The 26,302-nt window shown below is 30.8% G+C and carries 27 protein-coding genes; 16 read left to right on the top strand and 11 right to left on the bottom strand.

Features of this window, described 5'->3' with window-relative positions; all coding sequences use genetic code 11:
* Nucleotides 1-47: 47 nt before the first annotated feature.
* The gene (locus Q0662_RS02835; RefSeq protein WP_298946973.1) at nucleotides 48-818 is read right to left on the bottom strand and encodes a tetratricopeptide repeat protein; all 771 of its coding nucleotides are present in this window, start codon (nucleotides 816-818) and stop codon (nucleotides 48-50) included.
* A gap of 114 nt (nucleotides 819-932) precedes the next feature.
* On the opposite strand from Q0662_RS02835, the gene Q0662_RS02830 reads away from it, so the two are divergent.
* The gene (locus tag Q0662_RS02830; RefSeq protein WP_298946972.1) at nucleotides 933-2,012 is read left to right on the top strand and encodes a DNA replication/repair protein RecF; all 1,080 of its coding nucleotides are present in this window, start codon (nucleotides 933-935) and stop codon (nucleotides 2,010-2,012) included.
* A 46-nt stretch (nucleotides 2,013-2,058) separates the two neighbouring features.
* Nucleotides 2,059-2,355, top strand: a complete 297-nt coding sequence (locus tag Q0662_RS02825; RefSeq protein ID WP_298946970.1) for a DUF721 domain-containing protein — start codon at nucleotides 2,059-2,061, stop codon at nucleotides 2,353-2,355.
* A 12-nt stretch (nucleotides 2,356-2,367) separates the two neighbouring features.
* On the opposite strand, the gene Q0662_RS02820 is transcribed toward Q0662_RS02825, so the two are convergent.
* Together Q0662_RS02820 and Q0662_RS02815 are read right to left on the bottom strand one after the other, a co-directional pair.
* On the bottom strand, nucleotides 2,368-2,754 hold the full coding sequence (locus tag Q0662_RS02820) for a VOC family protein (protein WP_298946967.1): 387 nt from the start codon (nucleotides 2,752-2,754) through the stop codon (nucleotides 2,368-2,370).
* Nucleotides 2,755-2,916: 162 nt separating this feature from the next.
* Nucleotides 2,917-3,336 (bottom strand): nucleoside-diphosphate kinase, encoded by a 420-nt coding sequence (locus Q0662_RS02815; protein WP_298946965.1) that lies wholly within the window; start codon nucleotides 3,334-3,336, stop codon nucleotides 2,917-2,919.
* 101 nt (nucleotides 3,337-3,437) lie between these two features.
* Here Q0662_RS02815 and Q0662_RS02810 point away from each other — a divergent pair, with 101 nt between their 5' ends.
* The 8 genes from Q0662_RS02810 to Q0662_RS02775 all read left to right on the top strand — a co-directional run bounded on the left by Q0662_RS02810 (nucleotide 3,438) and on the right by Q0662_RS02775 (nucleotide 11,893).
* Complete coding sequence (locus Q0662_RS02810) at nucleotides 3,438-4,466, top strand: bifunctional oligoribonuclease/PAP phosphatase NrnA (protein ID WP_298946964.1); 1,029 nt, start codon at nucleotides 3,438-3,440, stop codon at nucleotides 4,464-4,466.
* Nucleotides 4,456-4,998: a gliding motility-associated peptidyl-prolyl isomerase GldI gene (gldI, locus tag Q0662_RS02805; protein WP_298946963.1), complete on the top strand. Its 543-nt coding sequence runs from the start codon at nucleotides 4,456-4,458 to the stop codon at nucleotides 4,996-4,998. Before Q0662_RS02810 ends, gldI begins: the two co-directional genes overlap by 11 nt.
* Before the next feature lie 2 nt (nucleotides 4,999-5,000).
* Nucleotides 5,001-5,729 (top strand): FKBP-type peptidyl-prolyl cis-trans isomerase, encoded by a 729-nt coding sequence (locus tag Q0662_RS02800; RefSeq protein WP_298946961.1) that lies wholly within the window; start codon nucleotides 5,001-5,003, stop codon nucleotides 5,727-5,729.
* Nucleotides 5,729-6,883: a peptidylprolyl isomerase gene (locus Q0662_RS02795; protein WP_298946960.1), complete on the top strand. Its 1,155-nt coding sequence runs from the start codon at nucleotides 5,729-5,731 to the stop codon at nucleotides 6,881-6,883. Before Q0662_RS02800 ends, Q0662_RS02795 begins: the two co-directional genes overlap by 1 nt.
* Nucleotide 6,884: 1 nt before the next feature.
* On the top strand, nucleotides 6,885-7,448 hold the full coding sequence (locus Q0662_RS02790) for a phosphatase PAP2 family protein (protein WP_298946959.1): 564 nt from the start codon (nucleotides 6,885-6,887) through the stop codon (nucleotides 7,446-7,448).
* A 240-nt stretch (nucleotides 7,449-7,688) separates the two neighbouring features.
* Entirely contained in the window at nucleotides 7,689-10,115 is a 2,427-nt protein-coding gene (pheT, locus tag Q0662_RS02785; protein ID WP_298946957.1) for a phenylalanine--tRNA ligase subunit beta, read from the top strand.
* 81 nt (nucleotides 10,116-10,196) lie between these two features.
* The gene (locus Q0662_RS02780) at nucleotides 10,197-11,231 is read left to right on the top strand and encodes a quinone-dependent dihydroorotate dehydrogenase (RefSeq protein WP_298946955.1); all 1,035 of its coding nucleotides are present in this window, start codon (nucleotides 10,197-10,199) and stop codon (nucleotides 11,229-11,231) included.
* A 47-nt stretch (nucleotides 11,232-11,278) separates the two neighbouring features.
* The gene (locus Q0662_RS02775) at nucleotides 11,279-11,893 is read left to right on the top strand and encodes a LysE family translocator (protein ID WP_298946953.1); all 615 of its coding nucleotides are present in this window, start codon (nucleotides 11,279-11,281) and stop codon (nucleotides 11,891-11,893) included.
* Nucleotides 11,894-11,982: 89 nt separating this feature from the next.
* On the opposite strand, the gene Q0662_RS02770 is transcribed toward Q0662_RS02775, so the two are convergent.
* The 5 genes from Q0662_RS02770 to Q0662_RS02750 form a co-directional block, all read right to left on the bottom strand.
* A complete protein-coding gene (locus tag Q0662_RS02770) occupies nucleotides 11,983-13,062 on the bottom strand; it encodes a PolC-type DNA polymerase III (RefSeq protein WP_298946951.1) in 1,080 nt (359 codons plus the stop codon).
* 29 nt (nucleotides 13,063-13,091) lie between these two features.
* Nucleotides 13,092-13,754: a YggS family pyridoxal phosphate-dependent enzyme gene (locus Q0662_RS02765; protein ID WP_298946949.1), complete on the bottom strand. Its 663-nt coding sequence runs from the start codon at nucleotides 13,752-13,754 to the stop codon at nucleotides 13,092-13,094.
* Nucleotides 13,755-13,850: 96 nt separating this feature from the next.
* Nucleotides 13,851-14,804, bottom strand: coding sequence for a D-2-hydroxyacid dehydrogenase (locus tag Q0662_RS02760; protein ID WP_298946947.1), 954 nt, complete (start codon nucleotides 14,802-14,804; stop codon nucleotides 13,851-13,853).
* Between the two features lie 65 nt (nucleotides 14,805-14,869).
* Nucleotides 14,870-15,934 (bottom strand): 3-phosphoserine/phosphohydroxythreonine transaminase, encoded by a 1,065-nt coding sequence (gene serC / locus Q0662_RS02755; protein ID WP_298946945.1) that lies wholly within the window; start codon nucleotides 15,932-15,934, stop codon nucleotides 14,870-14,872.
* 82 nt (nucleotides 15,935-16,016) lie between these two features.
* The gene (locus Q0662_RS02750) at nucleotides 16,017-17,078 is read right to left on the bottom strand and encodes an acyl-CoA reductase (protein WP_298946944.1); all 1,062 of its coding nucleotides are present in this window, start codon (nucleotides 17,076-17,078) and stop codon (nucleotides 16,017-16,019) included.
* 69 nt (nucleotides 17,079-17,147) lie between these two features.
* Here Q0662_RS02750 and Q0662_RS02745 point away from each other — a divergent pair, with 69 nt between their 5' ends.
* Together Q0662_RS02745 and ychF are read left to right on the top strand one after the other, a co-directional pair.
* On the top strand, nucleotides 17,148-17,498 hold the full coding sequence (locus tag Q0662_RS02745; protein ID WP_159947252.1) for a 4Fe-4S dicluster domain-containing protein: 351 nt from the start codon (nucleotides 17,148-17,150) through the stop codon (nucleotides 17,496-17,498).
* A 145-nt stretch (nucleotides 17,499-17,643) separates the two neighbouring features.
* Nucleotides 17,644-18,735, top strand: a complete 1,092-nt coding sequence (ychF, locus tag Q0662_RS02740) for a redox-regulated ATPase YchF (RefSeq protein ID WP_298946941.1) — start codon at nucleotides 17,644-17,646, stop codon at nucleotides 18,733-18,735.
* A 266-nt stretch (nucleotides 18,736-19,001) separates the two neighbouring features.
* Here the strand turns inward: ychF and Q0662_RS02735 are convergent, their stop codons facing one another.
* Together Q0662_RS02735 and gcvT are read right to left on the bottom strand one after the other, a co-directional pair.
* Entirely contained in the window at nucleotides 19,002-20,348 is a 1,347-nt protein-coding gene (locus Q0662_RS02735) for a fibronectin type III domain-containing protein (RefSeq protein ID WP_298946940.1), read from the bottom strand.
* A gap of 207 nt (nucleotides 20,349-20,555) precedes the next feature.
* Nucleotides 20,556-21,641: a glycine cleavage system aminomethyltransferase GcvT gene (gene gcvT, locus Q0662_RS02730; protein WP_298946938.1), complete on the bottom strand. Its 1,086-nt coding sequence runs from the start codon at nucleotides 21,639-21,641 to the stop codon at nucleotides 20,556-20,558.
* A 130-nt stretch (nucleotides 21,642-21,771) separates the two neighbouring features.
* Here gcvT and Q0662_RS02725 point away from each other — a divergent pair, with 130 nt between their 5' ends.
* From Q0662_RS02725 to Q0662_RS02710, 4 genes are all read left to right on the top strand, one after another.
* Nucleotides 21,772-23,400 (top strand): aminopeptidase P N-terminal domain-containing protein, encoded by a 1,629-nt coding sequence (locus tag Q0662_RS02725; RefSeq protein WP_298946936.1) that lies wholly within the window; start codon nucleotides 21,772-21,774, stop codon nucleotides 23,398-23,400.
* Nucleotides 23,400-23,621: a VF530 family protein gene (locus tag Q0662_RS02720; RefSeq protein ID WP_298946934.1), complete on the top strand. Its 222-nt coding sequence runs from the start codon at nucleotides 23,400-23,402 to the stop codon at nucleotides 23,619-23,621. Before Q0662_RS02725 ends, Q0662_RS02720 begins: the two co-directional genes overlap by 1 nt.
* 431 nt (nucleotides 23,622-24,052) lie before the next feature.
* A complete protein-coding gene (gene rocD / locus Q0662_RS02715; RefSeq protein ID WP_298946932.1) occupies nucleotides 24,053-25,333 on the top strand; it encodes an ornithine--oxo-acid transaminase in 1,281 nt (426 codons plus the stop codon).
* A 103-nt stretch (nucleotides 25,334-25,436) separates the two neighbouring features.
* Nucleotides 25,437-25,883 (top strand): DUF5362 family protein, encoded by a 447-nt coding sequence (locus tag Q0662_RS02710; protein WP_298946930.1) that lies wholly within the window; start codon nucleotides 25,437-25,439, stop codon nucleotides 25,881-25,883.
* Nucleotides 25,884-25,912: 29 nt separating this feature from the next.
* On the opposite strand, the gene Q0662_RS02705 is transcribed toward Q0662_RS02710, so the two are convergent.
* Complete coding sequence (locus Q0662_RS02705; protein WP_298946928.1) at nucleotides 25,913-26,236, bottom strand: YbaB/EbfC family nucleoid-associated protein; 324 nt, start codon at nucleotides 26,234-26,236, stop codon at nucleotides 25,913-25,915.
* Nucleotides 26,237-26,302 lie beyond the last annotated feature (66 nt).

Genomic DNA, 26,302 nt, shown 5'->3' with positions numbered 1-26,302 from the left:
CTGTATTTAGTTTAGATAAAAACTAATTGCAGTTTGCTTACTGTCTACTAATTTTTAGCATATTTAGCAGCATTTATAAATTTTTCTACATCTCTACCTTGGTCAGATGTAGGGTGGTTTTCTTTAATTTTAGTAAATAAAGAAACTGCTTTATCGTATTTTTTTAATTGCATTGCAGTTTGCCCTGCTTTGTATAAATAAAGAGGCGTTGTAAACTCGTTATTTTGCTTGTTCGCTGCTTTTTCGTAATATTCTAAGGCTTGTTCTGGCTGATCGATATCAGCAAAAGCATCACCAATAGCACCTAAAGAAACAGGACCTAATAAAGTATCATCTGAATTAAATTTCTCTAAATAAGCAATTGCTTTTTCGTATTCTTTCATTTGTAAATAAGAAACACCAGCATAATAGTTTGCTAAATTACCAGCATCTGTACTACTGTAAGATTCTGCAATATCTAAAAAACCATATTTACCATCTGCGCCTTCTAAACCTAAATTTAGTAAAGAGTCTATTCCAGAGCCTGCAGTTGCGGCCTCATCAAAATATTTTCTTGGAAAAGCCAACTCATTAGAAGCTTCTATTTCGTTAGGCTCTACAATGTATTTACTGTAGCCTAAATAAGCTAAAAACAATACAACAACACTTATCAATGCTAAAAATAACGGTTTGCTGTTTTTTTCTATCCATTGTTCAGATTTTGAAGCAGTTTCGTCTAAAGTATTAAACACTTCAGCAGTTGTGCTGTCTATTTCTTCAACTCTTTGTTGATCTTTCTTATCTTTAGGTTTATATCCTCTTTTCTTGTATGTTGCCATCTTTGCTTAAAAATTAGTGGCGACAAAAATAGTTTTTTTAATTGGATTTTAAAAGGAGATAATTCGCAAAATTTTCAATAATTTGCAAAACCTTTTTAATAATTTATTTAATTGATGTATTTACAGAAGCTTTCTTTAGTTAATTTTAAGAATATTACCTCGCAATCTTTTGATTTTCAGGAGAAAATTAATTGTTTTGTAGGCAATAATGGTGTGGGTAAAACCAATATTTTAGATGCTATTTACTACCTATCTTTCGCAAAAAGTTATTTTAATTCTGTAGCCATACAGAATATTAAGCATGGAGAAGGCTTTTTTATGGTAGAAGGAGACTATATTTTAAACGATAGAAATGAAAAAATTATTTGTAGTTTAAAAAAAGGACAAAAGAAAATTTTAAAAAGGAACGGAAAAAATTACGATAAGTTTTCTGAACATATAGGTCAATTGCCTTTGGTGATTGTTTCTCCAGCAGATAGAGATTTAGTTACAGAAGGTAGTGATACCAGAAGAAAATTTATAGATGGTGTTATTTCTCAACAAAACAAAGCTTATTTAAAAGATTTGTTGGCTTATAATAAAGTATTAAGTCAAAGAAATGCTTTGTTAAAATATTTTGCAGCTAATAGAACTTTTGATGCTGTAAATATCGGTGTTTATAATGACCAACTTGCAGAATATGGTAGTAGAATTTACGAAGCTAGAAAAGAGTTTTTAGCCACTTTTATTCCTATTTTTAACCAAAAGTACAAAGAAATTTCTGACGATAATGAACAAGTCAACTTAAATTATAAAAGTCAATTACACGATTTTTCTATGGACGCTCTCATGGAAAAATCATTAGAAAAGGATAAGATTTTGCAATACACAACAGTGGGTATTCATAAAGACGATTTAAATTTTGAAATAGGAGAGTACCCTATTAAAAAGTTTGGTTCACAAGGGCAACAAAAATCATACTTAATAGCTTTAAAGTTAGCCCAATTTCAATTTATAAAACAACAATCTAAAGTAACCCCAATTTTACTTTTAGACGATATTTTTGATAAATTAGATGAAAATAGAGTGTTACAAATTGTAAATTTGGTAAATAACGACGAGTTTGGGCAAATTTTTATTACAGATACACATTCAGAAAGAACCGAAAATATTGTAAAACAGAGTAACAAACCGTATCAGATTTTTAAATTATAGTTTAAAAGTATAAAGTAAAAAATTGAAAAATCAAATGATCTTATAAATGGCAAAAAGAGAAAACAATTCTTTATCAATACAAGATTTAATGCAGTCTTTTATTAAAGAGAACAATCTAAGTAAGGGCATGCAAAAAATTAAGATAGAAGAAACTTGGAACAAAATGATGGGACCAGGTATTGCAAGCCATACAAACTCTGTGAAATTGCAAAACAAAACTTTAATCATACAACTATCTTCCTCTGTTTTAAGAGAAGAATTGAGTTATGGTAAGGAAAAAATCATAAAAATGATAAATGAAGAAATGGGAGGTAAAGTAATCTCTAAATTAATGTTGGTTTAGTTTTTTATAAATTTACCTTACATCGTTATTTACTTCAATCCAATAACCATTGGGATCTTGAAAGTACACTTGTATAATTCCATCATTTCTAACATAATCTTTTTTAACTGTACCCAACCAGTCAGAATATCCTATTTCTAGAGCTATTAAATGACTAATAAACTCCTGTATATTTATAGTAGAGATTGCAAAATGGACAGCTTTATTGATTTTTACAACCTCATTAGGTTTTGGTATTAAGTGCAACTGCCTATTATCATTAAAAACCAACCATCTGGTTTTAGAATTTGAAGCAGTATTTTTAATTTCTTTTAATTGAAATACTTCTTGATAAAATTCTATTGATTTTACAACGTCTTTTACGGAAATGGCAATATGGTTTACGGTAAACTTAAACATGAATCATTTTTTATAAAATTAAATAATTATTAGATTTTACAAATTGTATTTCTCTAAAATCTTCAAAAAACTCATAAAAAAAACTCACAGCATTTGTTGTGAGTTTTTAACTAAATATATCTAACTGAAATAATTTCAGTATTGTTAATTAAGAATTCTAAATTAGAATTGCTCTCTTCCAGAAAAGTGAAAATTTCCTTCTATTTCAGCATTTTCATCAGAGTCAGAACCATGTACTGCATTTTCTCCCATAGAAGTTGCATACAACTTTCTAATAGTACCTTCTGCAGCGTCAGCTGGGTTTGTAGCACCAATTAAAGTTCTAAAATCTTCTACAGCATTATCTTTTTCTAAAATTGCTGCAACAATGGGTCCACGTGTCATAAATGCTACTAATTCAACAAAAAACGGACGCTCATTATGCACAGCATAAAAAGTTTCAGCATCAGCTTTTGTCATTTGTGTTTTTTTCATTGCTACAATTCTAAATCCTGCAGCGTTTATTTTCTCTAAAATTGCACCAGTATGTCCGTTTTCTACTGCATCTGGTTTTAACATTGTAAATGTTCTATTTGTTGCCATTGTATAGATTTTTTTGTTTCTATTTTATTTGTAAAATTTTACCTTACAAATTCGGCGCGAAATTACACAATTTTTTTAATTAAATTGTATCTTCGCCAACTATGATTTTAAAAGGATTTGAAGACTTAAAAGAATTTCTTAGTAAACCAAGAAATATTGTTATTGTAGGCCATAGAAATCCAGACGGAGATGCCATGGGGTCTACCTTAGCTTTATCTCATTATTTTTCAAAAAAAGGCCATCAACCAACTGTTGTTGTACCTAACGAATATCCAGATTTTTTACACTGGTTACCGGGTTCAGATGCTACTTATCGTTTCGATTGGCAAAACTCGCAAGCCCAAAAAGCTATTAAAAATTCTGATATTATTTTTCTACTGGACTTTAATGCTTTGCATAGAGTTGGCACCGATATGCAAAATTCCTTAGAAAAATATGAGAACGATTTTGCAATGATAGATCATCATCAACAACCCGATGATGTAAAATATATGTATTCTGATACAGAAATTTGTTCTACTTGTCAAATGGTGTATCAATTTATAGAAATGAACAACGATTTAGATTTGATTGACACTGCAATTGCTACATGTTTGTATACAGGTATTATGACAGATACGGGTTCTTTTAGATTTAGATCTACCACAAGTAAAACACATAGAATTATTGCGGATTTAATTGATAAGGGTGCTCAAAACGATAAAATACATAATAATGTATACGATGCAAATTCGTATGGTAGATTGCTTTTGTTAGGGCAAGCGCTTAGTAATTTGCAAATTTTACCAGAATATAAAACAGCATTTATCACTTTAACAGAAGCAGAAAAGAAAAAGTTCGATTTTCAAAAAGGAGATACAGAAGGTGTTGTAAATTATGCACTTTCTTTAAAAGATATTATTTTTGCAGCCATATTTATAGAGGATACAGAACAACAAATTATTAAAATTTCGTTTAGATCTAAAGGTAAGTTTTCTGTAAATAAATTTGCTAGAACTTATTTTAATGGTGGTGGTCATGATAATGCTGCTGGAGGTAGGTTTGATGGAAGCATGGAAGAAGTAACCGAGAATTTTAAAAGTTTGTTACCTAAATATATAGAAGAACTAAATTCGTCTTATGAAGCATAGTTTTTACATTGTTTTTATATTTTTTTTTATAATAGGTTGTACAAAAACACCACCTAGAAGGCCTATAAACCCAAAACCTTCTGCCACAATTTTTAAAGCGAATATAGAAGCATCAAAAAAAATAATTCAAGAAGAAAACAAAAAGATAGTAGATTACTTTGCACAAGATTCTACAAAAACATACATAAATTCTAACAATGGTTTTTGGTATACTTATGTAGATAAAGTTGAAAAAGATACCTTTACACCAAAGGAGGGTGATGATGTAGTATTAAGTTATGATATAACAACTTTAAATGATGATATTATTTACAGTAAAGAAGATTTAGGATTAAAAAATTACAAAATAGATAAAGAAGATTTTATTTCTGGTATACAAAAAGGAATAAAGTTGATGAAAGAAGGAGAAACCATTACATTTGTAATTCCGTTTTACAATGCCTTTGGAATTTCTGGAGATGGAAATAAAATTGGCTTTAAACAAACCATTAAAAGTACAGTAACCTTAATAAAAATAAATAAATTAAATTAAAAATGAAGCGTATTAAAAATTTAGCAATAGTTGCCATTTCAGCAACTTTATTTTCTTGTGGTAATCAAGTAAAAGAAGTAAAATCGTTAGAAACAGAAATAGACTCTGTAAGTTATGCAGTAGGTATGAGTATGTCTATGCAGTTAAAATCTAGTTTTAGCGAAGTAAATAAAGATGTTTTAGCACAAGGAATTAGAAATGGGTTAGATTCTACCAATTTATTAATAGAAACCAAAGACATTCAAAAAATTCTTAGCACATATTTTCAAAAGAAACAAATGGCTCAGCAAAAAGAGCTTCAAGAAAAAGCTGCAAAAGAAGCAGAAGCTAAATTTGGTGAAAACAAAAAAGCTGGTGAAGAATTTTTAGCAGTAAATAAATCAAAAAAAGGTGTAAAAACAACAGACAGTGGTTTGCAATATATTGTAATGAAAAAAGGTCGTGGAGATTTAGTAAAACCAACAGACAAAGTTAAAATTCACTATCATGGTTCTACAATAGATGGGAAAGTTTTTGATAGTTCTGTTGATAGAAAGCAACCTTACGAATCTAATGCAAACATATTTGTACCAGGTTTTAATGAAGCTTTAGCATTAATGAAAAAAGGTTCTAAATATAAAGTCTTTATTCCACAAGAGTTAGCATATGGTGCTCAACAAAGAGGTGCAGACATCAAACCTTTTTCTACTTTAATTTTTGAAATTGAAGTTTTAGATATTTTAGATAAATAATGACAAAACCTTTTTATCTTTTAATAGTAATTCTTCTTTTAAGCTCTTGTACTCCAAAAAGGTACAAGGGTTTAAAAGATGGTTTGTATGCAGAAATACAAACAAACAAAGGAGATATTCTATTAAAATTACATGCAGAACAAGTTCCAAAAACAGTAGCAAATTTTGTAGCTTTAGTTGAAGGTTCACACACAAGATTACCAGATTCTTTACAAGGAAGTAATTTTTACGAAGGAATTATATTTCACAGAGTAGTACCCAATTTTGTAATACAAGCAGGTGGTTTTACACCAAGTGGTAGAAAAAGTACTGGGTATTTATTTGGTGATGAGTTTCCAAAAGATAAAAATGGTAACTTTATTTTTAAGCATGATGATAAAGGGGTACTTTCTATGGCTAATGGTGGGCCAAAAACAAATAACAGCCAATTTTTTATAACACACAGAGCCATACCTCATTTAGATGGTAAACACAGTGTTTTTGGTAAAACAACTGTTAACTCTCTGCAATTAAGAGAGTTGCAAGAAAAATATACAGATTCTTTAAAACTACAAAAAGCTATAGATTCTGTAAGTATGTTAGTGGTTCATAAAATTGTACAAAAAGATACTATAAATACCATTAACATTGTTAGAGTTGGTAGCATTGCCAAAGATTTTGATGCTCCTGAGGTTTTTGAAAGAGAAGTAGCCAATTTTAACAAATCTCAAGAAGCAAAAATAAAAGAAGAAAAAAAGCTAGAAGAAAAAAGATATTCTAAATATTTAGAGCAAAAGAAAGTATTTTTAGCCGAAATGGAGGAAGCCGAAGCAACTAAAACAGATTCTGGTCTTAGTATTTTAAAATTAAAATCTTCTGATGGTAAAAAAGTAGTAGCCAACAAACCAATTACTGCAAATTACACCATTTACATAGCAGATGGTAAAAAAATACAATCTACAGAAAATAGTGGGCAACCTTTGGTTTTTCAATTAGATGATGAAAAAAAACCAATGATTACCGGTTTTAAAGAAGGTGTTTTAACCTTAAGAGAAGGTGAAAAAGCAAGATTATTTATACCTTATTACATAGGTTTTGGTAAGGATAAATACGGTCCTTTTCCTGCAAAAGCAGATTTGGTTTTCGAAGTAGAAATCTTAAAAGTAGGTAAGTAATTTGATAGATACACTCATACAAAAAGACAAACAATTACTCGTATTTCTAAATAATTTGGGTAACGAACATTGGGATCCTTTTTGGTTGGCTGTAACGAATCAATTTTATTGGGCGCCTTTATTTATTCTTGTATTCTACCTAATTATCAGTGCTTTTGGTTGGAAACGAGGTGGGTTGTTAATTCTTTCTTTAGTCGTGTTAGTAGCATTTTCAGATCAATTTACAGTATTTATTAAAGATGCCACACAAAGATTAAGACCTAACAATGATCCAGAAATTAAAAGTTTATTAAGAACCTTAATATCTCCAGGAAGTTATAGCTTTATCTCTGGGCATGCAACAACATCTACTTTTTTTGCAGTCTATACTGCCTTACTTTTAAAAGAAAAATATAAATACGCATATTTAATACTCTTTTTTCCTGCTTTATTTGCTTATAGCAGAATATATTTAGGCGTACATTTTCCTTTAGATATTCTTGTAGGAATTATTACTGGGACTATTTTTGGCAACTTGTATTTTATGCTTTACAAAAAGATAGACCAAGTATCTTTTTCTAAATAGTTTCCAAATTTTTTATTACGATAACTGCATTTTAAAGGTTGTTTTTATTTTAAAAATTTTACTGATAATTAGCATCTCAAGCTAATAAAAAGCCTTAAAAACATCTTATCTATTGTTTTTCATATAAATATTTAACACTAAATAATATTGTGAATAAACTAACATCTTTTATGTTGTAAAATGGTCTTTAAAAAAGATAAAAATCAGTAAATTTGCCATCGAAAACATCAAAAGAAAAAGATGAAAATATCATACAATTGGTTAAAGCAGTTTTTACAAACAGATTGGGATGCTGTAAAAACAGGAGAATTATTAACTAATTTAGGTTTAGAAGTAGAAGGTATAGAAACCATAGAATCTATCAAAGGAAGTCTAAAAGGCATTGTAATAGGTGAGGTTTTAACTTGTGTACAACATCCAAATGCAGATAGATTAAAAGTTACCACTATAGATTTAGGACAAGGAGATCCTGTTCAAATAGTTTGTGGTGCGCCTAATGTAGCTGCTGGTCAAAAAGTACCAGTTGCAACAATTGGTACTATTTTATATGATGAAAAAGATGCTCCTTTTAAAATTAAAAAAGGAAAAATAAGAGGAGAAGAAAGCCATGGAATGATTTGTGCAGAAGACGAATTAGGTTTAGGTTCTAGCCATGATGGAATTATGGTTCTTGATAAAGCTTTAAAGGCAGGCACATCAGCGGCAGAAGTTTTTAACATAGAAACAGACCAGGTTTTCGAAATTGGTTTAACCCCCAACAGATCAGACGCTATGAGTCACTTTGGTGTAGCCAGAGACCTGCGTGCTGGTTTTATGCAAAATGATATTAATTTAGAACTTATTTCTCCTTCTGTTAGCAATTTTCATGTAGACGAAAGAACTTTGCGTTTTGATGTAGAAGTAGAAAATAAAGAACAAACTCCAAGATACTGTGGTATTACCATTACAGATATAGAAGTGAAAGATTCTCCTGAATGGATACAAAATAGACTAAAAGCCATTGGTATTGTACCTAAAAATAATATTGTAGATATTACAAATTATGTTTTGCATGAACTTGGGCAACCCTTACATGCTTTTGATGCACAAAAAATAAAAGGCAATAAAATTTTAGTTAAAAACTTAAAAGAAGGCACAAAATTTACAACCTTAGATGAAGTAGAAAGAGAATTATCATCAGAAGATATAATGATTTGTGATACTGAATCGAACCCTCTTTGTATTGCCGGTGTTTTTGGAGGTTTACAATCTGGTGTCACAGAACATACCAACTCAATATTTTTAGAAAGCGCTTATTTTAATCCGGTTTTAGTAAGAAAAACAGCAAAAAGACACGCTTTAAATACAGATGCATCTTTCCGTTTTGAAAGAGGTATAGATATTAATTTGACAAAGTATGCATTAAAACGTGCTGCATTGTTAATAGAAGAATATGCCGGTGGTAAATTATCTTCAGATATTTCTGATTTTTATCCAGAAAAAGTAGAAGATTTTCAGGTTTTTCTGTCTTATGAGAACGCTTACAGATTAATAGGTCAAGAAATTCCTAAAGATACGATCAAGAAAATTTTAGCTTCCTTAGAAATTAAAATTAATAGCGAAACTGCAGGAGGTTTAGGGTTAACCATACCGTCTTACAGAACAGATGTTCAACGTGAAGCAGATATTATAGAAGAAATTTTAAGAGTATACGGGTATAATAACATCGAATTTTCTCATAAATTAAATACTTCTATTTCTTTCGATTCTACAAAAGAAACAAAAATTGAAAACCTTGTTGCGAATCAATTATCTGCTTTGGGTTTTAATGAAACCATGGCAAATTCGTTAACAAAATCAAGCTACATAGATTTGTCTGAACAACTAAATGAAGAGGCTAATGTAGCTATGTTAAACCCTTTAAGTAACGATTTAAAGGTGTTAAGGCAGTCTTTACTTTTTAGTGGTTTAGAATCTGTTGCTTATAATATCAACAGAAAAAACAACTCATTAAAGTTTTATGAGTTTGGTAAAACCTACCATACATACAACGAAAAATACCAAGAAAACAAACATTTAAGCTTATTTGTAACAGGAAAAAGAACTGTAGATAGTTGGAAAACAGCAGGTAGTAATTCAGATTTTTTCTATGCTAAAGGTGTCATTACCTCAGTTTTAGAACGATTGGGGATTCAAAATCTTAAAACAACACCTAGCAAACAAGATGTTTTTTCTGAAGGAATTACCTTAAGTTTAGGAAAAATGAAGTTGGTAGAATTTGGTGTTGTAAAAAACACTTTATTGAAAGAATTTGGTATCAAACAAGAAGTTTTATTTGCTGATTTTAATTGGGATACTATTTTAAAAATAACAGGAAACAATACTGTTAAAGTGGTTAGTTTACCAAAATTTCCAACTGTAAAAAGAGATTTAGCCTTATTGTTAGATACTAACACTGAGTTTAAAGAAATCTATAATTTGGCTTTTCAATCAGAAAAAAAATTATTAAAAGAAGTAGATTTATTTGATGTATACGAAGGTGATAGACTTCCAGAAGGAAAAAAATCTTATGCAGTAAGTTTTTTATTACAAGACGAAACAAAAACCTTGGCAGACAAGCAAATAGATAAAATTATGCAAAAATTACAGCACACTTTTGAGAAAAATTTAAATGCTGTTTTAAGATAACAGAAAAGCTCCAATATATTTGGGGCTTTTTTTTAATGATAGAAATTAATTTTCGACCTTTATAACAGATAAATTACATTTATGTATAAACAACTGATAAGACCTATTTTATTTTTATTTGATCCAGAAAAAGTACACTATTTTACATTTTCTTTAATAAGAATCTTGTGTAAAATTCCTTTTGTAGCTTCTATTTTTAGAAGTATATATCAAATGAATGATCCTCGTTTAGAGAAAAATTTATTTGGTTTGTCTTTTAAAAATCCTGTAGGTTTAGCTGCTGGTTTCGATAAAAATGCAGTTTTATATAACGAATTAGCAAATTTTGGTTTTGGGTTTATAGAAATTGGTACGGTTACCCCAAAAGGTCAAGTTGGTAATCCTAAAAAAAGACTTTTTAGATTAAAAAAAGATAAAGGGATTATTAACAGAATGGGGTTTAATAATGATGGAATGGAAGCTGCCATTAAAAACCTTAAAAAAAACAAGCATAAAGTTATTATTGGAGGAAATATTGGTAAAAATACAGCTACCCAACCAGAAGATTACACAGAAGATTATTTACAAGTTTTTAAAGAGTTACACCCTTTTGTTGATTATTTTGTGCTAAATGTAAGTTGTCCAAATGTTGGTAGTCATGCAAAATTAAATGACAAAGATTATTTAGTTGAGTTGATTACAGCTTGTCAGAATCAGAATAATCGTTTTAAAATTAAAAAGCCAATACTTTTAAAGATTGCTCCAGATTTAAACAACACACAGTTAGATGAAATTATTGATTTGGTTGCAGAAACAAAAATTGATGGTGTTATAGCTTCAAACACTTCTACAACTAGAGATAATTTAAAAACATCTTCAGAACGTTTACAACAAATTGGCAATGGTGGTGTTAGTGGGCAGCCCATAAAAAATCAAAGTACTAAAGTAATACAATACTTGTCTAAAAACTCTAACAAAGCATTTCCAATTATTGGAGTAGGAGGTATACATACTGCAGAGGATGCTATAGAAAAAATTGAGGCTGGCGCAGATTTAGTACAAGTTTACACAGGTTTTATTTATGAAGGCCCTAGTTTGATTAAGAAAATTAATAAAGCCGTTTTACATAAATTATAAAATAATCTCTCAGCTTTTTATTTTTTAGATCAATCATATAATTATTAATGATAGAAACGCTACTGTCTTTTGCTTTTGCAACTTTTTTATTGGCAATTTCTCCTGGACCAGATAATATTTTTGTACTTACACAGAGTATTGTAAATGGTAAAAAATATGGTTTAGCTACTGTTTTTGGCTTAATTTCTGGCTGTTTGATACATACTACATTATTAGCCTTTGGTGTTTCTGCAATTATAAAAGAGTCTGAAAGTATCTTTTATGCGATAAAAATATTTGGTGCTATCTACTTATTATATTTAGCTTACAAAGTTTTTAGATCTGAAGGAAAAATAGTTTTGCCTTCAGAAAGCACACCATCAAAAACCACAAAGCAATTATTTAAACAGGGGTTTATTATGAATGTTTTAAACCCAAAAGTATCTATTTTCTTTTTAGCTTTCTTTCCTGGATTTTTATTTAGTTCTACTTTATCTAATGTAATTCAGTTTTATGTTTTAGGTTTTGTATTTATGTTGGTTTCTTTTATTGTATTTGCTTTAATAGCCATACTTGCTGGTAAAATATCGTCAACTATAAAAGGAAATACAAATATTAGTTACTATTTAAAATACATACAAATTGTTGTTTTTATTGGGATTGCCATTTTTATTTTATTATAAAAAAACCAAGCAAAAATGCTTGGTTTGTATAATTAAAATATTTTAGGATGCAGCTGTTATGGCTCTTAATAAGTCTAATTTTGCATCGCTCAAAGCCTAACAATTTTTTTGACGTTATGTTTGTTTAAATAGTTCTTGATAATGGTTTTGGCCAACCCTTTATATTCGATAGGTGTAAGCATTGTTTTTAAAATGTCTACTTTGTTTTCTTGATATGCCAAATTTGTAAAACCATACCCAAAAACCTCATTGTTTTCTATTAAAATAATGGCATGTTCTTCAATTTCTCTTCCTTTATCAATTATTAAAAAGTTGTCGTTATTAAAGGGGTGTAAGTTGGGTTTTCTCCTCTTTTTTAAATTATATTTTGGCGATAAAGTTTCCAATTCTATATAATATTTTAAACGCGTAAATAAATCGTTACCAGTTTTTTCAAAAGTGATAGAGTTTGCTTTATGTTGAATTTTTATAGCTCTTTTGGTCTGTTTTAAAAACAATCTATTTACTTCTGCTTTTGCATTTTTACCACGTCCAATATAGAGTACTTTACCATTTGCATCATGAATGTAAAATAGCCCCAATTCTTCTGGTACAGCATCTATTAGCTTTTGTAATCTTTGTTTTTCTTTTCGTCTATCGTAATATTTTACAGATTGTTGTATGATAGACTTTTGTGTGTCTTTTTCTAACAGTAACTTAAATAATTGAACAGTTGCCAAAGCGTCTCCAGAAGCTCTATGTCTTTCTGTCATTGGTATACCTAATGCTTTTGTAAGTTTCCCTAAACTGTAAGAGGGTTGCTCTAAAATTAGTTTTTGACTTAGTTCTACAGTACAAAGTGTGTTTCTGTTAAAATCGTATCCTAACCTTTCAAATTCTGTACTTAAAATTCTATAGTCAAAAGCAGTATTATGGGCAACTAAAGTACAATCTGTAGTAATTTCTATAATTCTTTTAGCAACTTCGTAAAACTTGGGGGCGTTTCGTAACATAGCATTGTTAATACCTGTAAGTTTTACTACAAATTTTTGGATTTCCTTTTCAGGATTTATTAAGCTTATAAATTGATCTACAACAGCGTGTCCATCAAATTTATAGATAGCAATTTCGGTAATGCCTTCTTGGTTAAATTTACCTCCAGTAGTTTCAATGTCTAATATTGCGTACAAATTATTTATTATCGGAGTAATTGTTAATTTTAATTTCTGCTACCAAATATAGAGCTTCCTACGCGAATCATTGTGCTTCCGTTAGAAATTGCTAATAAATAATCGCCACTCATACCCATTGATAAAATTTCTAAACGGCAATTTTTAGTTTCAATAGTATTTTTTTGTTGTTTAAAAAACACGTTTAAAGATGAAAACTCTTCTTGTAATTGTTCTTGGTTATCTGTAAAGGTAGCCATTCCCATCAATCCAACAATTTTAATATTTTCTAGTTCTTTTAATTTTGGTGATTGTAAAATTTCTTCAATATCATTAAAAGACAAACCAAATTTGCTGTCTTCTTTTGCAATTTTAGCTTGTAACAAACAGTTGATAACTCTATTGTGTTTTTTTGCTTGTTTGTTGATTTCTTTTAGCTTTTTAAACGTATCTACACCATGAATTAAATCTACAAAATGCGCCATGTATTTTACCTTATTACTTTGTAAATGACCAATCATGTGCCATTTAATGTCTTTGGGTAAAGTTTCATATTTTTCTACCATTTCCTGAATCCTATTTTCACCAAAAATACGCTGACCAGCATCATAAGCTTCTTGTAAATCTGCAACAGGTTTGGTTTTAGAAACGGCAACGAGTGTAACCTTATCTGGAATTGTATTTTTTATTTTTTGTAAATTTTCTTTTATCATGTTATTTCTTAAAGTTTAAAATTCAGCGTTTCTAAGTTGATATTTTTAACCAGCGTAAAGTTAAGCTTGTCGAAGTATTTTCATTATTACTAAATACTAATTTTTTAACAAAGCAATAATTTGATTTGCCAACTCTGTACCAATTCTATCTTGAGCTTCTATGGTAGCAGCACCAATATGTGGGGTTAAAGACATTTCTGGATTCATTAACAACTGAACAGCAGGGGTTGGTTCTGTTTCAAATACATCTAACCCTGCAAATTGTACTTTGCCTTCTTCGATAGCATTTACCAAATCTACTTCATGTAATATACCACCTCTTGCTGTATTTACAATACCAACACCATTTTTCATTTTCGCAAATTCTTCTTTGGTAATAATGTAATTTTCTTGTGCAGGCACGTGTAAAGAAATAAAATCGGCTTCTTTTAATACTTCCTCTTTTTCTATCGTATCTATAGTAAAAGTTAATTTTTGTCCGTTAAAAAAATCTAACGTTATAGGCACAGTTAATACTTCATTATCAGCGGCTAAAACTTGCATTCCCAATGCTAACGCAATTTTTGCAACTTCTTGTCCTATTCTTCCAAAACCAATAATTCCTAACGTTTTTCCTCTTAACTCGATACCTTGCGAATATGCTTTTTTCAATTCTTTAAAACGTGTATCGCCTTCTAAAGGCATTTCTCTGTTAGCTGAATGTAAAAATCTTGCCATTCCAAATAAATGAGCAAAAACCAATTCTGCCACAGAACTTGCAGAAGCATCTGGGGTATTAATTACATGCAAACCTTGGTCTATGGCGTAATCTACATCAATATTATCCATACCAATTCCACCACGTCCAATTAATTTTAAACTAGGGCAAGCATCTATTAATTCTTGTCTAACTTGTGTAGCACTTCTAACTAGAATTGCGTCTATATTGTGTTCGTTTATATAATTTTCTAGTTGATTTTGAGCAACTTTTTTAGTAATTACTTCAAATCCTCCTTTTTCTAATGTGTCAATACCACTTTTAGAAATTCCATCGTTTGCTAATATTTTCATTTTTTAAAAATGTTCAAAATTTAAAATTAAGCGTTCAAAGTTTATTTAATATTAAATACAAAACCTTACACCTTGTTTTCTAATGCTTGCATTACATCAACTAAAACCTGCACACTATATAAAGGTAATGCATTGTACATACTTGCTCTGTAACCACCAACACTTCTATGGCCATGTAAACCATTTATACCTGCTTTTTGCCACATTTTGTCGAAGGTTTCTTTATGAGCATCATCTACTAGATTAAAAGTAGCGTTCATAATACTTCGATCTTCTTTGGCTACAATTCCTTTAAAAAGAGGATTTCTATCAATTTCTGCATACAAAAGTGCCGCTTTTTTATTGTTTACCTTTTCTATAAACGGAATGCCACCCAAATCTTTTAACCATTGTAGAGTTAACATAGAAACATAAACCGCAAAAACAGACGGTGTGTTAAACATACTGTCTTTATCTATATGAATTTGATAGTTTAGCATAGAAGGAATGTGCCTTTCTACCTTGCCTAAAATTTCTTCTTTTATAATGACCAAAGTAGTACCTGCAGGGCCCATATTTTTTTGTGCGCCTGCATAAATTAAATCGAACTTTTCGAAATCTAATTGACGCGAAAAAATATCTGAACTCATATCGCAAACCAACGGAACATTGGTTTCTGGAAATTCTTTTATTTGAGTACCAGCAACAGTATTATTACTTGTACAGTGAAAATAATCGGCATCTTGTGGTATTGTAAAATCTTTAGGAATGTAAGAAAAACCTTTGTCTTTAGACGAGGCAACTTCTATCAATTCTCCAAATGCTTTGGCTTCTTTAATCGCTTTGTCAGACCAAGTACCTGTGTTTAAATAAGCTGCTTTTTTGTTTAGTAAATTATAAGCTACCATTAAAAATTCTAAACTAGCACCACCTTGTAAAAACAACGCTTTGTATCCTTTGTTTTCTAGGCCTAACAATTCTAAAGCCAAACTTCTAGCTTTTTCCATCACATCAACAAAAGCTTTGCTTCTGTGAGATATTTCTATCAACGATAAATCATCATTATTAAAATTAACAACAGCTTCTGATGCTTTTTGCAAAACTTCTTGTGGTAAAATACAAGGCCCTGCACTAAAATTATGTTTTTTCATTTTTTTCTTTTTGAGTTACAAGGTTTCAAAGTTTCAAAGTTTTTTACAAATAAAAACTAGAAGCCATGAACCAACAACTAATTTATATTTTTGATAAAAATTCTAGGGTATTAATACCATCTGCATAATCCCACAATTGTGGGTTTTGTGTTTCGCCAAATGTAACTTCATTTTCTATAAAGTCTTTGGCAACAATACACTGAATTTTTTCTCTTTCTTCGTGTAATTTTATTTTTAAATCAATTTCATTATCATAATATTCATAAAAAACGGTGGCAATAGGAGAGGAGTAACTTTCATCTTCCTTAATCATTAAAAAACCGTTTTCTAGCAAATCAAACTCACTCATTAAATACACAGCCTTGTTATAATCGTAATTATTGGCATATTTAGCGTTGTTAATCATATCTTTTTTTACATACATTCCGTTAAAGAAGTGATTGAAATCGTAATCTTTAGGAACATATAATTTAGATACAGATCTGCAACCCAAACCAAAATAGGTAAACACATCATCAGATAATTTTTGTAATTCTTCTTCAGATTCATTCCCTTTTAAAACAGCTACAGAGTTTCTGCTTTTTCTAATAATATTGGGTTTATTCTTAAAATAATATTCGAAATAACGTGCTGTATTATCGCTTCCGGTAGCAATTACAGCATCAAAATTTTCTAATTTTTGTTCTGTAAAAGTGATTTTTCCTTTAAAACTACCTTCTACATATTCTAAATACTTGGCTAAAAAAGGCAATAAGTGTTTGTCATTAGAAGATTGTTTTACCAGTACAGTATGCCCAGAAATTAAAACCGATAAAAAGTCATGAAAACCCACTAAAGGAATATTACCAGCCATTACAATAGCCACTTTTTTTGATGTTTTTGTGTGAACAGCGTTCTTAGAAATCCATTTTTCTAAATTGCTGTTTGTTAAAGCTTTAGACCAGCTTTCTAAAGCAAATAAAATATTTTCTTTGGTAAACCAAGAGTTATTTTCTTGTGCTAGTTTTAGTTGATGTTTAAAACCATCAAAAAACAAATCATTATGTTCAATAGGGGCTTTTTTTTCAATTTTTTTGGTAGAAAATTGACTTAAAAAGATGCCTAATTTGTTAAAAGCAGCAATTCTATCTTGAATAGGTGTCATTTATTTTGGATGTAACTTTTTTTGGCTTTATTTTTGCAATCGCAAAGGTACAAATTAGAAAAGAAAATTATGGCAATTATAATAACAGATGAATGTATAAATTGTGGGGCTTGTGAACCTGAATGTCCAAACACTGCAATTTATGAAGGTGCAGACGATTGGAAATATGCAGATGGTACAGATTTAACTGGAAATGTAGTTTTACCAAATGGGAAATCTGTAAATGCAGATGAAGATCAGGAGCCAATATCTGATGAAGTGTATTACATAGCACCAGATAAATGTACAGAATGTATGGGCTTTCATGAAGAGCCACAATGTGCTGCCGTTTGTCCTGTAGATTGTTGTGTGCCAGATGAAGATATCGTAGAAACGGAAGAAGAATTGTTAGCAAAACAAAAGTTTATGCATAATGATTAATTGATAAATACAAGAATACACTATCAAGAAATAAATAAAAAATTCCGAAGTAATTTCGGAATTTTTTATTTTTAAATCATATATATTTGCATCGCAAAAATCAACTCTTGATTCTTGCATCTTTTATCCAAATACATAAAGAAAAATGAAAGCTGGAATTGTAGGATTACCAAACGTAGGAAAATCAACTTTATTTAACTGTTTATCTAACGCAAAAGCGCAAAGTGCCAACTTTCCTTTTTGTACCATAGAACCTAATTTAGGGGTTGTAAACGTGCCAGATACACGTTTAGAAAAATTAGAAGAATTGGTAAACCCAGAGCGTGTTTTACCTGCAACTGTAGAAATTGTAGACATTGCTGGTTTGGTTAAAGGCGCAAGTAAAGGAGAAGGTTTAGGAAATCAATTTTTAGCAAATATTAGAGAAACAGACGCAATTTTACATGTTTTGCGTTGTTTTGATAATGATAATATTATTCACGTAGACAATTCTATAGACCCTGTTAGAGATAAAGAAACCATAGATATAGAGTTGCAATTAAAAGACCTAGAAACGGTTCAAAAACGTTTAGAGCGTGTAAAAAGAACTGCAAAAACAGGAAATAAAGAAGCGCAAGTAGAATTAGAAGTTTTGCTAAAAGTAGAAGCAACTTTATTAGAAGGTAAATCTGTAAGAGCTTTAGATTTTTCTGAAAAAGAACAAGAATTTGTAAAACCTTTACAATTTATTACTGCAAAACCAGTATTGTATGTGTGTAATGTTGATGAAAATTCCGCTGTTTCTGGTAACGATTATGTAGACAAAGTAAAAGCAGCAGTTGCGCATGAAAACGCAGAAGTTATTGTGTTGGCAGTAGGTACAGAAGCAGATATTACAGAATTAGAAGATTACGAAGAGCGTCAACTATTTTTAGAAGATATTGGCTTAGAAGAAGCTGGTGTTTCTAGACTGGTACGTTCTGCCTATAAATTATTAAACTTACAAACCTACTTTACAGCAGGTGTAAAAGAGGTAAGAGCATGGACAATTCCTATTGGCTCAACAGCACCACAAGCAGCAGGTGTAATTCATACCGATTTTGAAAAAGGATTTATTAGAGCAGAAACCATTTCTTATGAGGACTATGTTACTTATGGTTCTGAAGCCAAAGTTAAAGAAGCTGGTAAAATGAGAGTAGAAGGTAAGGAGTATGTTGTAAAAGATGGAGATGTAATGCACTTTAGATTTAACGTTTAAGTAACTTTTAAAATAAAAATAAAAAAAATCCTAATAAGTAATTATTAGGATTTTTTTATAATATCTCTCACCCATATATTGGGTATCTATACTTAGGTTGATACGTTTTTCTTTATAATCATAAAGGACTTTATAAGGTTTTTTTAAAGTCTAAATACCACAAAGAATTGACGTTTTAAGTTTTATAATTATTCATTTAAGGGTTTATGTTTCTTAGAGCATTATTTAAATTGAATTTATAGAGTCACGTTTTTTAAAAACAAGCCTTACAGTTTATTCAGAACGAAATTTTTTGTTTTAGCTTTTGTATATTGCGTTTTGATATCAACCCATTCCACATTATTCCAATTTAACGTTTTGACACCAGTTTCATTATAATCATACATGCAACCCATATCTTCATCACAACTCATAACTTTAGCTTCATAAGTCACAGTAGATCCAGAACTTGAGGTAAGCGTTATTCTTGGAAGTGTTGATGAAGTTCCTGGATATATGTTTCCTTCCAAATTATCAAGGTAAAATGAAATAAAATCAAAATTCCCGGTACTAGCCGTAAGTCGAAACGTGTTTTCTGAAGCTTCTGAATTCAATTCTGTAGTACCATAAAATAGAATACCGCCTGCGTATGAAGTTAGTTTTGTGATGATAAAAGGGGAAGCATCAACAGATCCTGCATCAACATATTCATTATAATTTGTTAGTTGGTTATAACTGGTTCCAGTTGGCACTCTGTTGGTATATTGATCAAGTATGGTGTAATTTACGGGACCTGAAGGCGACCATGGCGCCACCGCATTTGAAGCAGCGCTTGGTAAACTTGTTCCAGCGCTGTTGGCTGCAGTAACTGTAAAGGTATAAGCTGTGCCATTGGTAAGGCCTGGTATTGATATAGTACCACTTCCTGCTTGGTTTACTGTTCCTGTAAAACCGCCTGGAGTTGAGGTTGCCGTATAAGAGGTTATAGTTGAACCGCCATTATCTACAGGCGCTGAAAATGCAACTGATACCTGTCCATCTCCTGATGTCACTCCTGTAATTGTTGGAGAAAAAGGTACTGCCGCTGGCGCCACTGCATTTGAAGTAGCACTTGGTAAACTTGTTCCAATGCTGTTGGTTGCAGTAACTGTAAATGTATAGGCTGTGCCATTGGTAAGACCAGTAACTGTAATGCTGCCACTTCCTGCTTGACTTACTGTTCCTGTAAAACCGCCTGGATTTGAAGTTGCTGTGTAGGAAGTAATTGCTGAGCCTCCATTATTTGATGGGGCTGTAAATGAAACTGTAACTTGTTGTGAGATACTTGATGTCACCCCCGTAATTGTGGGAGCGTCTGGACGTGTCTCTGCAAAAGAAAGTGTACCCCATTCTGTTCCGTTATAAAACATAAATCTACCTCCATCAAAATCTGTGACAAAGACCATTAACCCTGCCACTGGGCTTGAAATAGCTTGACGCTGAGCATTGGTCATTCGTGGTATTAATAATCCTTTTGTGGTAGAAGTAATATCTAAAGCTGCAGAAGGGTCTGGAGTTGTTGTGCCTATACCCACTTGGGCAGATGTTGTTGCAGTGAATAATACTGCTGCTAAAAATGTGAAAATTTGTTTCATTGTTGAGTTTGATATTTTATAATTTGTTTTATCTTTTAGTAGTTGTTTTATCACCAACCAGGACTTGTAGGTACAGATGCAGCTTGTGCCTGTTAATAAACAATTCATAGTAAAATTTAAAAAAAAATGTGAGACGAAAATAGTTTTTTAAAATTATAAAACCTTGCAATTTGCAAGGTTTTATGTATTTAATTAAAAAATGAATTTTTATCCTTTATAAAAGGGCAATTTTACTACAGTGGCAGGAATTGCTTTTTTACGTACTTGTATATAAATTTGTGTGCCAGATTTTGCAAATGCAGTAGGTACATATCCCATGCCTATTCCTTTTTGCAAACAAGGGCTCATGGTTCCAGAAGTTACGTTTCCAATACAATTTCCATTTACATCTACAATATCATACCCGTGTCTTGGTATGCCTCGTTCATCTAACTGAAAAGCGACCAATTTTTTTTGTGGTTTTTCTTCTTTTTGTTTTGCCAAAGCCTCTGCATTTACAAAGTCTTTGGTAAATTTTGTAATCCAACCCAAACCAGCTTCTATGGGAGAGGTTGTGTCGTCTATATCATTACCATACAAACAATACCCCATTTCTAAACGCAAAGTATCTCTTGCTGCCAAGCCAATAGGTTTGATACCAAAATTAGCACCCGCTTCAAAAACTGTATTCCAAATTTGTTCAACTTCGCTGTTTTTACAGTAAATTTCAAAACCACCAGAACCTGTATAACCAGTTGCAGAAATGATTACGTTTTTAATACCGGCAAAATCACCTACTTTAAATTTGTAAAACGGAATAGCTGCCAAGTCTAAAGAAGTCAAAGATTGCATTGCTTCCACAGCTTTCGGGCCTTGTATTGCTAAGAGTGAATAATCATCTGATAAATCTCTTAAATCGGCTCCAAACTCTTTATTATACTTAGAAATCCAGTTCCAATCTTTTTCTATGTTAGAGGCATTTACCACTAATAAATATTGCTCTTCTTTAATTTTGTAACAAATTAAATCGTCTACAATACCATTTTCTGTATTAGGAAAACAACTGTATTGTGCATCTCCAATGGCTAATTTAGACACATCGTTAGAAGTTACTTTTTGTAGTAATGGTAAAGCATTTTTGCCAGATACTAAAAACTCTCCCATATGACTTACGTCAAAAACACCTACAGCTTCTCTAACTGTTATATGTTCTGCTGTTACACCTTCGTATTGTACAGGCATGTTATAGCCTGCAAAAGGCACCATTTTAGCACCTAAAGAAATGTGTAAATTGTTTAAAGCTATATTTTTCATTTATAGATTTCTTAAAATTTCAGCTAAATTATTGAAAAATGGACAATAATCAACAACTAATTTTTCGTTAATTTTTTCTTTTCCAAATTTTTTTATTTTACATTTGGTCATCATCCAAAAACAGTAAATAATGAATACCTATAAGTTTTTAATAGCCCTTTTTTTAGTAAGCACTTTTAGTGTTTTTTCTCAAACCCCTACAGATTATTTGGGTAAAGAGTTTCATAAAAGTAGAAGGGAAGCTTTAAGAGCTAAAATGCCAGCCAATTCTGTGGCTGTTGTTTTTGCAAATCCATTAAGAAATAGAGCAAATGATGTAGATTATATGTTTCATCAAGACCCAAACTTTTATTATTTAACGGGGTATAGAGAACCTAATGGAGTTTTGGCAATGTTTTCTGAAAACCAAACCGATGCAGATGGTACAACGTATAATGAAATTTTATATGTACAAAAAAGAGATGCCAGAGCAGAACAATGGAATGGAAAACGCTTGGGGGTAGAAGGTGCAAAAAACGAGTTGGGTTTTAAAGTTGCTTTTAATGCAGAAGCGTTTATAAACACTACGATTGATTTTAAAAAGTTTGATAGAATATTTATAGAAAAATTTAACGACGATTATAGAAACTCTAACAGAGAAAAAGCAGAAATTTACGATTTGGTGCGATCTTTTAAAGAAAAGGCAGCTTACAATCCAAAAAACTTTTTATCGCCTTTAAAAAAACAAATATATGAGATGGTAAAAGCAACCCCTATAGAAAATAGTGCAAATGTGGCACAAATAATAGGTAGAGCTGTAGCTTATGATCCTTCTTTAAAAAAAGATACAGACTTAATGCAATATAAAGAAGCAACGTCTGATAAAGTAAAAAAAGATTTACAGCAAAAAATTTCTTTAAAATTAGATGCAAAAACAAATATTGATGTCTCTTTTTTATCATCAAACTTAGCTACGTTAAGAGAAGTAAAAACAGCAGAAGAATTAAAATTATTAACCAAAGCTGTTCGTATTTCTGCCATTGGTCAAGTAGAAGTCATGAAAGCTATGAAACCACACATGTCTGAAACAGAATTACAAGGAATTCATGAATTTGTGTATAAAAAATATGGAGCAGAGTATGAAGGCTACCCAAGTATAGTAGGTGCAGGTAACAATGGTTGTATTTTACATTACATAGAAAACAACAAAACAAAAGTTGGTAACGATTTGGTTTTAATGGATTTAGGTGCAGAGTATAGAGGGTACACAGCCGATGTTACCAGAACCATACCTGCAAACGGAAAGTTTACCGATGCACAAAAAGCAATTTATGAGATTGTTTATAAAGCACAAGAAGCTGGTATTGCTGCCTATAAAATTGGCGAAAGTATGGCTAAACCCAACCAAATAGCAAGGCAAATTACCAACGAAGGTTTGTATAAATTAGGGATTATAAAATCTGTAGATGAAAAACATCCTTATTTTCCTCATGGAACGTCGCATCATATTGGTTTAGATGTGCATGATCCTGGTAATTATGGTAATTTTGAAGAAAATATGGTAGTAACTATGGAACCAGGAATTTACATTCCAGATGGCAGTAATTGCGATAAAAAATGGTGGGGAATTGGGATTCGAATAGAAGACGATATTTTGGTTACCAAAAATGGCCCTATAAACTTATCTGCAGAAGCACCAAGAACCGTAAAAGAGATAGAAAAAATGATGGCTAAAAAATCGGTTTTAAACGATTTTGTACTACCAAATTTAGACGATTAATGAGTAAACAACAACCCAATAACCCTTTACATGGCATCAAATTAGCCACAATTTTAGAGCAATTGTATTTAGAATATGGCTGGGAAGAACTAGGCTATTCTTTAGGTATAAAAGCCTTTTTAAACAACCCAACTTACAAATCTTCTTTAAAATTTTTAAGAACTACACCTTGGGCAAGAGAAAAAGTAGAAAAATTTTACCTAAAAAATATGATTGACTAATTTTTTTGTAGCCATTTCCTGCTTTCGCTACTCGCTTTTTTTATTCAAAATAGAATAAAAAAGAGCTCAAACAAACCCCTCAATCAGGGCTAAACCTGTTTGCTAACTAATTGTAACACCTTTATATTTTTCATGTTAACAATGCTATTTTATACTAACAAACTGCGTTAGCGATTGCAGTGGCATCCTTTTAATGTCATTTTGAGAAATTACGCTTTTTTAGCGCAATGGTAACGAAAACCCATAAAAAGATACAACGTAAAGCGCGACCTTTAGGAAACGCCCAAATAATTATTCATATAAAGAATTTAATTTGTTATTTTTGTAAAACTTCGAGGATGATTTCTTTCCCACGCTGAATTTCTAGAACTCTCTAGAAAGATAAAGGTAGAACAGGAATGTTTTTAGTATAAACATTTAATAAAATTAAAATGGCTGTTTTAGACCAATTAACTTCGCAAGAAGCAATCGAATTAGAAAACAAATATGGTGCACACAATTATCATCCATTACCAGTGGTGTTAAGTAGAGGCGAAGGTGTACATGTTTGGGACGTAGAAGGGAAAAAATACTACGATTTTCTATCTGCATATTCTGCAGTAAATCAAGGGCATTGCCACCCAAAAATTGTGGATGCAATGACACAACAGGCAAAAACACTTAGTTTAACTTCGCGTGCATTTTATAATAACATGTTGGGTAGATACGAAAAATTTGCTTCAGAATATTTTGGCTTTGATAAATTATTACCCATGAATACTGGTGCAGAAGCTGTAGAAACTGCTTTAAAAATTGCTAGAAAATGGGCTTATGAAGTAAAAGGAATAGATGAAAATAAAGCAGAAATTATTGTTTGCGAAAATAATTTTCATGGTAGAACTACTACCATTATTTCTTTTTCAAACGATCCTGTTGCACGTAAAAACTTTGGGCCTTATACCAAAGGTTTTTTAAAAATTGAATACGATAATTTACAAGAATTACAACAAGCTTTAGAAAGTAGTAATACTATTGCTGCATTTTTGGTAGAACCTATACAAGGTGAAGCGGGTGTATATGTACCTTCTGAAGGTTATTTAGCAGCAGCTAAAAAAATGTGCGAAGACCATAATGTTTTGTTTATTGCAGACGAAGTGCAAACAGGTATTGCAAGAACTGGTCGTTTATTGGCTACCTGTGGTAATTGCTCTTGTGAAGATAAAAACTGTTCTGGCACACCAGAGGTTAAACCAGATATTTTAATTTTAGGAAAAGCACTTTCTGGAGGTGCATATCCTGTTTCTGCAGTATTGGCAAATAATGCTGTTATGAATGTAATTAAACCAGGAAATCATGGTTCTACATTTGGTGGTAACCCTATTGCAGCCGCTGTTGCAATGGCTGCTTTAGAGGTAGTTGCAGATGAAAAATTAGCCATAAATGCAGATAGGTTAGGAAATATTTTTAGAGCAGAATTAGCTGAATTTTGTAAAGAAAACGATTTGGTAAAATCTGTAAGAGGTAAGGGGTTGTTAAATGCAATTTTAATAAACGATACAGAAGATAGCGCAACTGCTTGGAATATTTGTATAAAACTAAGAGACAATGGTTTATTAGCAAAACCAACTCATGGAAATATCATTAGGTTTGCCCCACCTTTGGTAATGACAGAGGAAGAGTTAAGAGATTGTATTGAGATTATAAAAAATACAATTTCGGATTTTAAAAAGTAATTATCTAACTAAAAGCTACAATGTTTATTGTAGCTTTTTTTAGGTACATCTTTAAAAACATTTTTTTTATTACATTTGGTACATAACTAAAACTTTAAAAATTATGATGGAAAATCCAATTACCCAATTAGAACAACTTACATTAAACAATGCCTCTAGAAGCTTTTTAAAAGAAACAGCAAAATGGACTTATTTTTTGTCTATTGTTGGTTTTGTTTTTGTAGGATTAATGGTTTTAGTTAGTTTTTTTGCTGGTGCATTATTTAGTAACTTACCAAATTCAGAGGCAATGCCTTTTAATTTTGGGCCATTTATGACCATTATTTATCTAGTAATGGCATTAATTTACTTTTTCCCAATTTTGTATTTATTTAAATTTTCTACCAAAATGAAAATAGCTTTACAATCTAAAATTGATGAAGATTTAGCAGCTGCTTTAGAAAACTTAAAGTCTCATTACAAATTTGTAGGTGTTTTTACAATTATTATTATTTCTATCTACGTGTTATTTTTTCTATTAACCATTATAGGAGGAATGTTTGCTTACTAAATTTTATTTATTAAAAATAAGAACAAAGTCTATTTAAACATATCCATTCCTGGTATATTTGGCATACCATCTTTAGCAGCAACAGCCATTTCTGTTTCGTTTATATTTGTTGCTTTTTCGATGGCTTTGTTTAAAGTTAATATTAAATAATCTTCTAATTCTTCTGCATCATTTAAAAGAGAAGGATCTATAGAAATTGCTTTTATCTGTCTATTAGCAGTTAAGGTAACTTTTAGTTTGTTGTCTGTAGAATTTTCATCAACTAAAACCGTATCTAACCTTTTTTTAGTTGCTGCTACTTTTTTTTGAGCTTCTTTAAGCTTATTCATCATTCCAGAAATGTCTCCAAACATATTTTATTATTTTATTCGTGTTAATTTAGGTGCAAATTTACTAAATTTACTAGGAATTAAATCCAT

The sequence above is a fragment of the uncultured Polaribacter sp. genome, assembly GCF_947503855.1.
Taxonomy (GTDB): domain Bacteria; phylum Bacteroidota; class Bacteroidia; order Flavobacteriales; family Flavobacteriaceae; genus Polaribacter.
This window is presented reverse-complemented; position numbering and strand designations above follow the sequence as displayed.